We start from the raw sequence: 12,111 nt of genomic DNA, 5'->3' as shown, positions 1-12,111 counted from the left end.
ACTTGAGTGTCTTTTCTTTCTGTAAATAGAAAAGGTGATGTTATGAGGAGAAATAAACCAAAAAAGCAAAATCATAAAGAGAAAAAGAAGTCGCTTCCGATCCGGCTGAATATTTTATTTTTAGCTGCCTTTGTTATATTTACCTGGATTATTGTGGAACTGGGCATCAAGCAGATCGTGCAAGGCGATGATTACAAAAACCAAGCGAATAAGCAGGAACAAAGTGAAGTCAGCTCAGCGGTACCACGCGGGAAAATTTATGATCGAAACTTTAATGCCATTGTGACAAATAAGGCTTTAAATGCAATCACATACACGAGATCTAAATCGACCACGCAAGAACAGCGCTTAAAGATCGCAAAAAAGCTGTCTGACATGATCAAAGTCGATACAAAAAAAGTAACAGAACGGGATAAAAAAGATTATTGGATTTTGACTAGACCGAAAGAAGCGAAAAAGCTCATTAGCTCTAAAGAAAGACAGCAGGTTGAAGACAAAAAAATATCCGATGACGATTTATACCAGCTTCAGCTAAAACGGATTACTGATAAGCAGCTGAATGAATTAACGGATAAAGATATGCAGATCCTCGCTATCAAAAGACAGATGGATTCGGGCTATGCATTGACCCCTCAATATATCAAAAACGAAGATGTATCAGCGAAGGAAATGGCAGTGGTAAGTGAACATTTAGACGAACTGCCAGGTGTTGATGTCACGTCCGATTGGGAACGTGAATATCCGTATAAAAACCTTCTTCGCTCAGTGCTCGGAAGTGTTTCCAGCTCTAATGAAGGGTTGCCGTCCAACTTGCTCGACCATTATCTGTCGCTTGGCTACAGCCGTAATGACAGGGTCGGAAAAAGCTATTTGGAATACCAATATGAAAGCCTTCTGCAGGGCCAAAAAGCCAAAGTCGAAAATATCACAGATTCAAACGGCAATGTCACGGGAACAAAAACGGTATCTGAAGGCAAAGCCGGTAAAGATCTCGTGCTTACGATTGACATTGATTTGCAAAAAGAAGTGGAAAAAATCATTGAGAAGAACCTCAAATCTGCTAAAGCAAGACCAAGCACGCAATTGTTAGACCGTGCATTCGTTGTCATGATGGACCCAAGAAACGGTGAAGTGCTTTCAATGGCGGGCAAGCAGATTAAACAAGAAAATGGGAAATATAAAATTGATGATTACGCTTTAGGTACAATGACGTCATCTTATGCCATGGGATCAGCGGTCAAAGGCGCAACAGTCTTGACAGGCCTTCAAACCGGAGCTATTAATCTGAATACTGTTTTTCAAGATGAACCATTGTATATCGGCAGTCAGGATAAACGCGGTAAAAAGTCATGGACTAACTTAGGACCGGTCAATATTCAAAGAGCCTTAGAGCAGTCTTCCAACGTATTTATGTTTAAAACTGCGATCGCGCTCGGAAAAGGTGAATATAAACCGCACCAGGCTTTACCGATTGATACGACGGCCTTTGATACGTTCCGTAATTACTTCAGCCAATTTGGACTGGGTGTCAAAACTGGAATTGATCTTCCGAATGAAATGACAGGCTATAAAGGAACAGACAGATTGACGGGATTCTTGCTTGACTATGCGATCGGCCAATACGACACGTATACACCGCTGGAACTCGCGCAATACGTATCAACGATTGCAAACGGCGGATATCGCTTAAAGCCTCAGCTTGTAAAGGAAGTCAGAGAACCTGATGCTAAAAGAGGGATCGGTGCTGTCGTACAATCCGTTCAGCCGGAAGTGCTGAATAAAATCGACATGAAGAGTGAATACATTAAAGAGGTTCAGGCCGGATTCAGACGGGTGATGACAAAAGGGACAGCTGCCAGCCAATTTGCTTCAGCGTCATATCAGCCTGCCGGTAAAACAGGAACAGCACAATCGTTCTATGATGGACCTGATAAATCAAAAACAGGAACATCGACTTATAATACGACACTTGTCGCCTATGCACCGGCTGATAATCCTGAGATTGCAATCTCTGTAGTAGTCCCTTGGGCTTATATTGATTACAGCGCTAAATATACCATTACAAACGAAATCGGCAGGGAAGTAATGGATAAATATTTTGAGCTGAAATCGAAGCAGGACAAAGAAGATACTCAGCAAAAGAATAAAGACAAAATTGAAGAAAATGCAGAAAACACAACGTCTTCTGATAACTAAAAAGAAACGCTCACATGATGTGGGCGTTTTTTTTATACAAAAAAACGCACTGATTTACAAAACCTTAACATTCGGTTCAAACCCTTTTTACATAGAACCTTTACTCTATACGTGTAGGACAAATTACACATTATACGCAGGGGGAATTCAGGAAATGAAAAAAAACAAATTGATGCTTATGCTTCTGATGGCTGCTTTTATGATGATTGCAGCTGCATGCGGAAATGCAGGAGAAAGTAAAAAATCGAATAGCGATTCTGCAAAAGGAGAAGAAAAGGCATCAGGTTCTTTAACCATTTCTGGTTCATCGGCTATGCAGCCACTAGTACTTGCAGCCGCGGAAAAATTTATGGAAGAAAACCCTGATGCTGATATACAGGTACAAGCTGGCGGTTCTGGAACAGGGCTTTCTCAAGTCTCTGAAGGTGCTGTTCAGATCGGGAATTCAGACGTTTTTGCTGAAGAAAAAGAAGGCATCGATGCAAAAGCGCTTGTCGATCATCAAGTCGCTGTAGTTGGTATGGCAGCAGCTGTAAACCCTGATGCTGGTGTGAAGGATATTTCAAAAGAAGAATTGAAAAAAATCTTCACTGGCAAAATTAAAAACTGGAAAGAGCTCGGCGGCAAAGACCAAAAGATTACACTTGTAAACCGTCCTGATTCTTCTGGCACACGTGCTACATTTGTGAAATATGCGCTTGACGGAGCGGAGCCTGCAGAAGGCATTACTGAAGATTCCTCCAACACGGTGAAAAAGATCATTGCTGATACTCCGGGAGCGATTGGATATCTTGCATTCTCATATTTAACAGATGACAAAGTAACTGCTCTATCTATTGACGGTGTTAAACCTGAAGCGAAAAATGTAGCAACTGGCGAGTATCCGATCTGGGCTTATCAGCATTCTTATACAAAAGGTGAAGCGACAGGTTTAGCTAAAGAATTTCTTGATTATCTAAAGAGTGAAGACATTCAAAAAAGCATTGTTACTGACCAAGGCTACATTCCGGTTACTGATATGAAAGTGACACGCGATGCCAACGGGAAGCAAAGCTGATCTTAATAAAAAGAGGAGTGCGGGGACAACCGTTTCTCCTCTTAACACATTCATAGGAGTGTAAAACAATGATAAACAATAGAGAAAATATGTCTGTGAGCGAGCGTTTAATCAGCTCAAGGCAAAATCGGCAATTGGATGAAGTTCGGGGAAGAATGATTGTAACAGCATGTGCACTGATTATGATTGCGGCATCTGTTGCAATCACCATTTTCCTCGGCGTGAAGGGGCTGCAATCTTTTCTTGTAAATGGTGTAAGCCCAATTGAATTCTTAACGAGCTTAAATTGGAATCCTACAGATACTGATCCGAAATACGGAGTGCTGCCATTTATTTTTGGCTCATTTGCAGTAACGATTCTTTCTGCTCTAATCGCTGCGCCGCTTGGCATTGCAGGTGCGATTTTTATGACAGAGATTGCCCCGAATTGGGGAAAGAAAGTGCTGCAGCCGGTGATTGAGCTTTTAGTCGGTATTCCATCTGTTGTTTATGGATTCATAGGTCTTACAGTATTGGTGCCGTTTATCGCCCAGTTCAAATCGAGCGGAACAGGGCACAGTTTATTGGCGGGAACGATTGTCCTTTCCGTCATGATTCTGCCGACGATCACATCGATTTCTGCTGATGCAATGGCTTCTCTTCCGAAGAGTTTACGAGAGGGTTCTTACGCGCTTGGTGCGACAAGATGGCAGACGATCAGAAAAGTACTTGTGCCTGCAGCTTTTCCAACATTGATGACAGCTGTTGTGTTAGGCATGGCTCGGGCGTTCGGCGAAGCTTTGGCTGTTCAGATGGTCATTGGAAATACAAGAGTATTGCCGGAAAGCCTGTTTGACACTGCGGGAACGCTGACAACGATCATCACGCTGAATATGGGCCACACCACATACGGAAGCGTTGAAAACAATACGCTTTGGTCAATGGGGCTTGTGCTTCTGGTGATGTCATTCTTGTTCATCCTGCTTATTCGCTACTTGTCATCTAGGAGGAAAGTGTAATGAACCGCAAAATAACAGATAAACTGGCGACCGGAATGTTTGGTTTGTGTGCAGCCATTATCGCTGCCATTTTAGTAGGTTTGTTTTCCTATATTATTATAAACGGTGTTTCTCAGCTCAGTTTTCAATTTATTACAACAAAATCGAGCGCCATTGCAGCTGGAGGAGGCATACGAGATCAGCTGTTTAACTCCTTTTATATTTTGTTTATTACAATGCTGATTACAATCCCGCTCGGTGTGGGCGGCGGAGTCTTCATGGCTGAGTACGCGCCTAATAACAAAGTGACTGACTTCATCAGAACATGTATAGAGGTGCTTTCATCTCTTCCGTCTATTGTCATTGGGATGTTTGGATTATTGATGTTTGTCAACTTAACAGGCTGGGGATATACGATCATAGGCGGGGCGCTTGCGTTAACTGTTTTTAACCTTCCTGTCATGGTGCGTGTGACAGAAGACGCGATCCGTTCAGTCCCTAAAGATCTGAAGGAAGCCTCTCTCGCTTTAGGTGTATCACGCTGGCATACCGTAAAAACGGTTTTGATTCCAAGTGCGATTCCTTCTATTATCACAGGAGCAATTTTAGCGTCAGGAAGGGTGTTCGGGGAAGCGGCCGCATTATTATTTACGGCAGGCCTGACAACACCGCGTCTTAATTTTACGGAGTGGAACCCGTTTTCGGAAACATCACCGCTTAATATTTTCAGGCCCGCTGAAACACTTGCGGTCCACATTTGGAACGTCAATACACAAGGAATGATTCCGGATGCTGAAGCGATTGCCAACGGTGGTTCTGCCGTGCTGGTGATTTCTGTTCTTGTGTTTAATCTCGCAGCGAGATGGCTTGGCACGATGATCTACAAAAAGCTTACGGCTAATTAGAACGGAAAGAGGCGAAAAACATGTCTGAACAAATGGTAAAAGAAAAACCTGAGCGAGCTGTTATTGTTCCGAAGCAGAACCACGTGCTTGAGGTGAAAGATCTGTCTATTTTTTACGGAAATAAACAAGCAGTTCATCATGTAAACATGGATATTGAAAAAAATGCGGTGACTGCTTTAATTGGGCCGTCGGGATGCGGAAAATCCACTTTTTTGAGAAATATTAACCGAATGAACGATTTAATTCCATCTGCAAGAGCGGAAGGTGAAATCCTTTATGAGGGATTAAATATATTGGGCGGCAATATTAACGTTGTCAGCTTGAGAAGAGAAATCGGAATGGTTTTCCAAAAACCAAATCCATTTCCGAAATCGATCTATGCGAATATCACACATGCATTGAAATATGCCGGAGAGCGGAATAAAGCCGTTTTAGATGAAATTGTGGAAGAAAGTTTAACAAAAGCAGCGCTCTGGGATGAGGTGAAGGATCGTTTACATTCATCAGCACTCTCGTTATCCGGCGGCCAGCAGCAGCGTTTATGCATCGCGAGAACGCTTGCGATGAAGCCGGCTGTTCTTCTGCTTGATGAACCAGCTTCAGCGCTTGATCCGATTTCAAATGCAAAAATAGAGGAATTAATTACAGGATTGAAAAGAGAATACTCAATTATTATTGTCACGCACAATATGCAGCAGGCTCTGCGGGTTTCTGACCGGACGGCATTCTTTTTAAACGGAGAGCTTGTAGAGTACGGACAGACCGAACAGATTTTCACGAGTCCGAAAAAGCAAAAGACAGAGGATTATATTAACGGAAAATTCGGATAGGAGGGCGGCAATGAGTATTGCTACCGAAGCTGTAATGAAACAGGAAGTCTATCAAGTCAATGAAATGAACTTATGGTATGGACAGCATCATGCTTTAAAAAATATCAATTTGAGCATTTATGAAAATGAGGTTACGGCGATTATCGGGCCATCCGGATGCGGGAAATCGACCTTTATTAAGACATTGAATTTAATGATTCAAATGACGCCGAATGTAAAGCTTGCAGGTGAGCTGAACTATAATGGCAGCAACATTTTAAAGGATAAAGTGGACATCGTGGATTTGCGAAAAAATATCGGCATGGTATTCCAAAAAGGGAATCCGTTTCCGCAATCTATTTTTGATAATGTGGCTTACGGACCGAGAGTCCACGGCACCAAAAATAAAAAGAAGCTTCAGGAAATTGTGGAAAAGTCATTAAAAGACGTGGCATTATGGGATGAGGTGAAGGATCGATTGCATACGTCCGCTCTTTCGCTGTCAGGGGGCCAGCAGCAGCGTCTTTGCATCGCTAGAGCACTTGCGACCAATCCTGATATTTTGCTGATGGATGAACCGACATCTGCACTAGATCCAATCTCAACGAGAAAAATTGAAGAACTCATTCTAGAGCTGAAAAATAAATATACAATTGTCATTGTCACGCATAACATGCAGCAGGCAGCAAGGGTTTCTGATCAAACCGCCTTTTTCTACATGGGCGAGCTTGTTGAATGCGACAATACGAATAAAATGTTCTCTAACCCGAAGGACCAAAGAACGCTCGATTACATTTCAGGAAAGTTTGGATGAAAAAAAACAGGCTGAGTCAGCCTGTTTTTTTATCGTGTTAACGTTTTTACGATCTTTTTGAAACTCATGTCTGATTTTACTTTAAACTCGCCGGCACGAATTTCTTTGTGATAGCCGGCATCAATGACATAGTCATTAAAGTCTTGAGCCGAAAAGATAATGCCCTCTTTTTCAAGAATAGCAGATACATCCGCAGTGCTCATGCCATCTTTAATTTTGAGCTTGTACGTTTTGACTTTGTCTGTTTTCGTGTCTGAGCTACTGTCATCGGTCAACGATTTCTCTTTTGAATCAAGAAGTTTTTGATATTCATCACGGTTCACAGAAACCATTTTTTTAGAATCAAGGTAATTGTTCACGTCTTGTTCAGTTACTGTTTTATTATCTTTTACAGCAGCGACCTGGTCTTCGTCAGTCAGATAAAAAACAGCTGCAAGAACGGCTGTCGCTAAAATGATGCCGCCAGCAAATGCCTGAATGCCCCGTTTTGTCATACGAGCACCTTCTCATTATCTTTGATAATCGTATTCACGTCTTCCACTGATACATGCTCAGCTTTAGCAATCGCTTCAGCTGACATACCGTTATTATATTTAGAAAGTATTTGTTTAGCGATTTTTTGATTGATGTCGTTCTGCTTTGATTTGCGAATGACAAGGTTTGTTTCCAGTAATTCTTCCTCAAGCACTGTCATTTTCTTTTTGAGCTTGTAAATTTCCTGCATCGCAGAAAGCTGCAGTGTTTCGAGCTCCTGTTCTACATCTTTCATCGGGTCTCTTTGAGAATATGAGAATGCAATTAGCGCTATACTGACGATAAACAACGCAATAATAGCAATTTCCACGTTTCATCACCTTCTATTCTTTTTTTATCCTTCTTTTTTATACCATAAAACCAATAGTTTCTAAAGGAATTCGCGAAAAAAACGAGATTTTGTCGAGAAATCTTTCTTTGCTTCTTCTTTATGTAATGGTTTAATAGGAACACGAAGTGAACGATTGGAAAGGAGAATGTTAGGAGTCCATGGATAAACACCCATTTCCCTATAATATACGACATAAGCTTTCCTTTTTTAGGGACACATTCGACATGATCATTCAAAACGCTCACACCTTGACCGTAAGCTGGGAAATCTCAGAAGAAACAATGCGGCTGGCTGAAGCGGTCCTTTTCGAAAAAACGCAGGATATGATAAAAGAATTGCGCATTGTCATCAAAAGAAAAGACATTGAAGCTGTCAGGACAAAACGCACAACGTATGATAAAGGCGAATGGACGATTAGACAGGCGGCTGGTGATGCTGTATATCGGGCTGAATACAGAATTGTGAATTCAATGAATGTCTCTCTCAAGCTTGCCGGTACAGACGACATCTATCTTGATGAAAATGGGATTCGTCATATAAACAGTTTTCAGATTGAAGAAGCGCACACCAGTTGGGAGGCGCAATTTTCTGCATACACCTGTTATGGGAGAGGGGAAAAAGAACGGTGAACATTCTCATGCTTTCACCCGAACATCCCGATGAGCCGAAAAGCGGGCTCGGTGTCCATTTAAACCGCCTCATTTCCTATTTACATCCTCATATCAACATTACGGTTTGTACTCCGAGCGGGCAGTTGTTTTCGTATGCGAAGTTTGAAGATTACATAGCTGATGCTAACTTTACAATGGTTCGCCATGTGTTATCACACAATGAACGCTTTGATCTGATTCATGCCCATGATGACACAACAGCCCCTGCCGCCCAGTATTTGAAACAACGGCTTGGTCTTCCGCTTGCTGCGACAATCCACGGTCTTGAAAGCGAAAGGAAGAAGGTGTGCCGAGAAGCCCCACACCCATACAGGCTCATGACCGAACGGCTCCTTATTGAATCCGCTGATGCATTGATCGTATTAAGCACATTTATGAAGCGGTCTCTTGATAAGGCGGCACATAAAAAATTAACCGTTATCCCGAGTCCTGTATCGATGGAGGAAGAGAAGGGGAAAATCCCAAGAAGCATGAATAGAAGATTCCTCTTTTCATATGGAAGGTTTGTTCCGGAAAAAGGATTTTCGCAGCTGTTAAAGGTGTTTACCATCTTGAAGCAGCGTCAGCCTGACCTCTATCTGGTGCTGGCTGGGGAGGGGCCGTCTCTGTCCTGCTATGAGAAATTGGCTGCGGCATATAACCTGAAGGATCGCGTCATGTTCCTGCCGTTTCTAAATAGGAAAGACATCAGAACGTTACTGTCTCACTGTGAAATGGCTGTTTTCCCTAGTTCTTATGAACCGTTTGGGCTTGCCGCGCAAGAAAGCATGGAACAAGGTGTGCTGACTGTCGTTTCTCATTCGGGTGGTTTTTGTGATTATGCCGTTCATGACAAAACGGCAATCATCGCTGATTTTACGCTCGTACAGGAAGCGGCTGATCTGCTGGACAGTTTTTTTAAAGACCGGGAAAAAGCCCGCCGGATAAAAGAAGCTGGCAGACAACAAGTGTTCAAGCTCCACCACCCCCGACTCATTATGTCATCATATTTGCAGCTTTATGAGCGTATCTTCAATAATTCAGCAATTCATTGAAAAACAGCCTAGCATTCCGTCCATTATAGTGGTATTATATATAAGTCTGAATAAGTAAATGATTTTAGTTTGGAGGGAAAATAATGCGCGTTAATATTACTTTGGCTTGCACTGAATGTGGTGAGCGTAACTATATTTCTAAAAAGAACAAACGCAACAATCCAGACCGCGTTGAATTTAAAAAATATTGCCCACGTGATAAAAAATCTACGTTACACCGTGAAACAAAATAACAGCCTTGCTGTTTGAGGTGTAAGAAAAAAGCCAGAGCTTTGAAAAAGGTTCTGGCTTTTTTTCTATTCCGAGGGGGATGAGAGATGAAATCACAATTAAGAAAAAAGACGCTGGAGGCACTGTCTGCTTTATCAAATGAAGATCTGCTTCAAAAAACGGAACGTATGTATAAGTACTTGTTTTCTCTGCCGGAGTGGCAAAATGCCGGCACCATTGCCGTCACTATTTCCAGAGGATTAGAGATACCGACGCGTCTTGTCATTGAGCAGGCTTGGGAAGAAGGAAAACAAGTTTGCATCCCAAAATGCTATCCGGACACGAAGAAAATGCAATTTCGCACATATCAGACTGATGATCAGCTCGAAACCGTGTACGCCGGACTGCTCGAGCCGGAAATTGAAAAAACAAAAGAAGTAAACCCATCACAAATTGACTTGATGATCGTTCCAGGTGTTTGTTTTGATGTTAACGGGTTTAGGGTCGGCTTTGGAGGCGGCTATTATGATCGCTATTTAAGTGAATATGAAGGGAAGACAGTCTCTTTGCTTTTGGAGTGCCAGTTGTTTGCGCACGTACCCAGTCTGCCGCATGACATCCCGGTACATAAGCTGATAACAGAGGATGGGATTATTTCTTGTTTTTCATAACTTTCCTGTCCCTTATTCGAGAATAAATAAGGTAGAATAACAAACCCTATTGGCAGGAGGGATATAATGAAAAAACTTTTGATATATGCCATTTTCGCGGTTTCTGCCGTCATGTTTTATCAAAATCGCTACCGTCTTATGAATACTGTACTCAGCCAGCCAGGAATCAGGCGGTCTTTTATCCATTTGTTTTTAAGAATTCCATTTATCCGCAATAAGTTTATACAGCAAGCTTTCTAAAATCCCGTGAAAAACGGGATTTTTTGCTTTCAGTAGGCGTTTCGGAGCGCCAGCTGTTATAATGAAAAAAAACTATTGGAGCGGTAAACATGTTTTTGCTGGAGTATACATATTGGAAAATTGCGGCGCACCTGGTGAATAGCGGGTATGGCGTCATACAAGCCGGTGAGTCAGATGAAATATGGTTGGAAGCGCCGGACAAGTCCTCTCATGATCTAGTTCGTCTTTATAAGCACGATCTTGATTTCCGTCAAGAAATGGTTAGAGACATCGAAGAGCAGGCCGAACGAGTAGAACGAGTCAGACATCAATTGGGCAGACGAAGGATGAAGCTGCTGAATGTGTTTTTTTCAACGGAAGCCCCTGTTGATGACTGGGAAGAAATATCCAAACTACCTTTTGAAAAGGGAACTGTGTCAGTTGAGCCGGCAATCGTTAGAGGAACGATGCTTCGAGATGATCTTCAAGCGGTTTTTCCATCATTTCGTACAGAAGATTGTTCAGAGGAACACGCTTCGTTTGAAAACGCGCAAATGGCGCGAGAACGCTTCCTTTCGCTAGTGCTGAAACAAGAAGAACAGAGAAAAACTGAAGCGGCGGTTTTTCAAAACGGAAAACCGATTTTTACATATTTATTTATTGCGCTTCAGATCCTGATGTTTTTCTTGCTCGAAATAAACGGAGGCAGCACTAATACGGAGACGCTGGTGGCTTTTGGAGCAAAAGAAAACAGCCTGATTGCACAAGGAGAATGGTGGCGGCTTCTGACACCCATTGTGCTTCACATCGGCATAGCGCATTTAGCTTTTAATACGCTGGCTTTATGGTCGGTTGGTACAGCGGTTGAGCGGATGTATGGATCGGGCAGGTTTTTGCTGATTTATCTGGCTGCTGGCATTACGGGTTCGATTGCGAGTTTTGTGTTCAGCCCGTATCCTTCGGCAGGGGCATCAGGAGCCATATTCGGATGCTTAGGTGCATTACTGTATGTTGCTTTGTCTAATCGAAAAATGTTTTTAAGAACCATAGGAACCAATATTATTGTCATTATTATCATCAATCTGGGCTTTGGTTTTGCAGTTTCGAATATTGATAATTCAGGACATATCGGCGGCTTGATTGGCGGCTTTTTCGCTGCAGCGGCATTGGGGTTGCCCAAAGCCAGAGCCTTTGGAAAAAGATTGTTGTCAGCGGTTTTGCTGATTGCTTTGGCTGCCGGATTTTTATATTACGGATTGCATTCGCCTTCACACCAGGAGTCAGCGCTGATTCAGCAGGCAAGCGAGCTGTATCAGGAAGGAAAGTATGAAGAAGTAACAGAATTGCTGAACGGAGAAGCAGCGCAAAAAGATGCCTCTGCCGATCTTTTGAAAATTCTTGCTGTTTCTGATATTAAAATCGGCGAATATGATCAGGCGGTTTCCCTTTTGGAACGAGCAGTGAAAAAAGAACCTAAAGACCATGCCTCATATTACAATTTAGCCTTATTGTATGCGGAAAAAAATGAGCTTGCACAAGCAGAAAAGGCTATCAGGCTGGCTTTAAAATTGGAGCCGAAGGAGCAGCGCTACAAGGAGCTTCAGCAACAAATTGAAAACAATAAAGAATCATAAAGGTGGAATATGGAAAGGAGGCTGGCTTTTTTGTCAGCGTTTTCTTCTT

General features: G+C 42.4%; 14 protein-coding genes. 12 read left to right on the top strand and 2 right to left on the bottom strand.

The features are described from left to right. Positions 1 to 42: 42 nt before the first annotated feature. The 6 genes from pbpA to pstB (AC0OMA_RS12605) all read left to right on the top strand — a co-directional run bounded on the left by pbpA (position 43) and on the right by pstB (AC0OMA_RS12605) (position 6,758). Positions 43 to 2,196, top strand: coding sequence for a penicillin-binding protein 2A (pbpA, locus tag AC0OMA_RS12630; protein ID WP_015483440.1), 2,154 nt, complete (start codon positions 43 to 45; stop codon positions 2,194 to 2,196). Positions 2,197 to 2,350: 154 nt separating this feature from the next. Next, positions 2,351 to 3,253 (top strand): phosphate ABC transporter substrate-binding protein, encoded by a 903-nt coding sequence (locus AC0OMA_RS12625; protein ID WP_015384104.1) that lies wholly within the window; start codon positions 2,351 to 2,353, stop codon positions 3,251 to 3,253. A 68-nt stretch (positions 3,254 to 3,321) separates the two neighbouring features. Then, positions 3,322 to 4,251: a phosphate ABC transporter permease subunit PstC gene (pstC, locus tag AC0OMA_RS12620; protein WP_015714268.1), complete on the top strand. Its 930-nt coding sequence runs from the start codon at positions 3,322 to 3,324 to the stop codon at positions 4,249 to 4,251. Beyond that, on the top strand, positions 4,251 to 5,135 hold the full coding sequence (gene pstA / locus AC0OMA_RS12615) for a phosphate ABC transporter permease PstA (protein ID WP_003230103.1): 885 nt from the start codon (positions 4,251 to 4,253) through the stop codon (positions 5,133 to 5,135). The genes pstC and pstA overlap by 1 nt, the downstream gene beginning before the upstream one ends. A 20-nt stretch (positions 5,136 to 5,155) precedes the next feature. Next, positions 5,156 to 5,965 carry a phosphate ABC transporter ATP-binding protein PstB gene (gene pstB / locus AC0OMA_RS12610; RefSeq protein WP_015384102.1) on the top strand — a complete coding sequence of 270 codons (810 nt, stop codon included), beginning with the start codon at positions 5,156 to 5,158 and terminating at the stop codon, positions 5,963 to 5,965. 10 nt (positions 5,966 to 5,975) lie between these two features. Next, the gene (pstB, locus tag AC0OMA_RS12605; RefSeq protein WP_181219765.1) at positions 5,976 to 6,758 is read left to right on the top strand and encodes a phosphate ABC transporter ATP-binding protein PstB; all 783 of its coding nucleotides are present in this window, start codon (positions 5,976 to 5,978) and stop codon (positions 6,756 to 6,758) included. Between the two features lie 29 nt (positions 6,759 to 6,787). Here the strand turns inward: pstB (AC0OMA_RS12605) and AC0OMA_RS12600 are convergent, their stop codons facing one another. Both AC0OMA_RS12600 and AC0OMA_RS12595 read right to left on the bottom strand, forming a co-directional pair. Beyond that, entirely contained in the window at positions 6,788 to 7,252 is a 465-nt protein-coding gene (locus tag AC0OMA_RS12600; RefSeq protein WP_181219762.1) for an endolytic transglycosylase MltG, read from the bottom strand. Further along, positions 7,249 to 7,602 carry a hypothetical protein gene (locus AC0OMA_RS12595; protein WP_003245993.1) on the bottom strand — a complete coding sequence of 118 codons (354 nt, stop codon included), beginning with the start codon at positions 7,600 to 7,602 and terminating at the stop codon, positions 7,249 to 7,251. The genes AC0OMA_RS12600 and AC0OMA_RS12595 overlap by 4 nt, the downstream gene beginning before the upstream one ends. A 179-nt stretch (positions 7,603 to 7,781) precedes the next feature. On the opposite strand from AC0OMA_RS12595, the gene AC0OMA_RS12590 reads away from it, so the two are divergent. The 6 genes from AC0OMA_RS12590 to yqgP all read left to right on the top strand — a co-directional run bounded on the left by AC0OMA_RS12590 (position 7,782) and on the right by yqgP (position 12,062). Further along, the gene (locus AC0OMA_RS12590) at positions 7,782 to 8,252 is read left to right on the top strand and encodes a hypothetical protein (RefSeq protein ID WP_181219760.1); all 471 of its coding nucleotides are present in this window, start codon (positions 7,782 to 7,784) and stop codon (positions 8,250 to 8,252) included. Then, entirely contained in the window at positions 8,249 to 9,328 is a 1,080-nt protein-coding gene (locus AC0OMA_RS12585; protein WP_181219758.1) for a glycosyltransferase family 4 protein, read from the top strand. Before AC0OMA_RS12590 ends, AC0OMA_RS12585 begins: the two co-directional genes overlap by 4 nt. Before the next feature lie 83 nt (positions 9,329 to 9,411). Beyond that, positions 9,412 to 9,561 (top strand): 50S ribosomal protein L33, encoded by a 150-nt coding sequence (gene rpmG, locus AC0OMA_RS12580; RefSeq protein WP_003153056.1) that lies wholly within the window; start codon positions 9,412 to 9,414, stop codon positions 9,559 to 9,561. 84 nt (positions 9,562 to 9,645) lie between these two features. Further along, complete coding sequence (locus AC0OMA_RS12575; protein ID WP_181219756.1) at positions 9,646 to 10,209, top strand: 5-formyltetrahydrofolate cyclo-ligase; 564 nt, start codon at positions 9,646 to 9,648, stop codon at positions 10,207 to 10,209. A gap of 66 nt (positions 10,210 to 10,275) precedes the next feature. Continuing rightward, complete coding sequence (locus tag AC0OMA_RS12570; RefSeq protein ID WP_003230126.1) at positions 10,276 to 10,449, top strand: hypothetical protein; 174 nt, start codon at positions 10,276 to 10,278, stop codon at positions 10,447 to 10,449. 89 nt (positions 10,450 to 10,538) lie between these two features. Continuing rightward, positions 10,539 to 12,062 carry a rhomboid protease YqgP gene (gene yqgP, locus AC0OMA_RS12565; RefSeq protein ID WP_322839696.1) on the top strand — a complete coding sequence of 508 codons (1,524 nt, stop codon included), beginning with the start codon at positions 10,539 to 10,541 and terminating at the stop codon, positions 12,060 to 12,062. Positions 12,063 to 12,111: the final 49 nt, after the last annotated feature.

This window comes from Bacillus sp. AMCV2 (assembly GCF_056033925.1).
The sequence above is the reverse complement of the archived record's forward strand: the minus strand, read 5'-3'. Positions and strand labels throughout refer to the sequence as shown.

Excerpts from the sequence above, each read along its gene's own strand:
- yqgP (WP_322839696.1), top strand. The coding sequence starts at position 10,539 with ATGTTTTTGCTGGAGTATACATATTGGAAAATTGCGGCGCACCTGGTG.
- pstA (WP_003230103.1), top strand. The coding sequence starts at position 4,251 with ATGAACCGCAAAATAACAGATAAACTGGCGACCGGAATGTTTGGTTTG.
- AC0OMA_RS12600 (WP_181219762.1), bottom strand. The coding sequence starts at position 7,252 with ATGACAAAACGGGGCATTCAGGCATTTGCTGGCGGCATCATTTTAGCG.
- AC0OMA_RS12590 (WP_181219760.1), top strand. The coding sequence starts at position 7,782 with ATGGATAAACACCCATTTCCCTATAATATACGACATAAGCTTTCCTTT.
- AC0OMA_RS12575 (WP_181219756.1), top strand. The coding sequence starts at position 9,646 with ATGAAATCACAATTAAGAAAAAAGACGCTGGAGGCACTGTCTGCTTTA.
- pbpA (WP_015483440.1), top strand. The coding sequence starts at position 43 with ATGAGGAGAAATAAACCAAAAAAGCAAAATCATAAAGAGAAAAAGAAG.
- pstB (WP_181219765.1), top strand. The coding sequence starts at position 5,976 with ATGAGTATTGCTACCGAAGCTGTAATGAAACAGGAAGTCTATCAAGTC.
- AC0OMA_RS12570 (WP_003230126.1), top strand. The coding sequence starts at position 10,276 with ATGAAAAAACTTTTGATATATGCCATTTTCGCGGTTTCTGCCGTCATG.
- AC0OMA_RS12625 (WP_015384104.1), top strand. The coding sequence starts at position 2,351 with ATGAAAAAAAACAAATTGATGCTTATGCTTCTGATGGCTGCTTTTATG.
- pstC (WP_015714268.1), top strand. The coding sequence starts at position 3,322 with ATGATAAACAATAGAGAAAATATGTCTGTGAGCGAGCGTTTAATCAGC.
- rpmG (WP_003153056.1), top strand. The coding sequence starts at position 9,412 with ATGCGCGTTAATATTACTTTGGCTTGCACTGAATGTGGTGAGCGTAAC.
- pstB (WP_015384102.1), top strand. The coding sequence starts at position 5,156 with ATGTCTGAACAAATGGTAAAAGAAAAACCTGAGCGAGCTGTTATTGTT.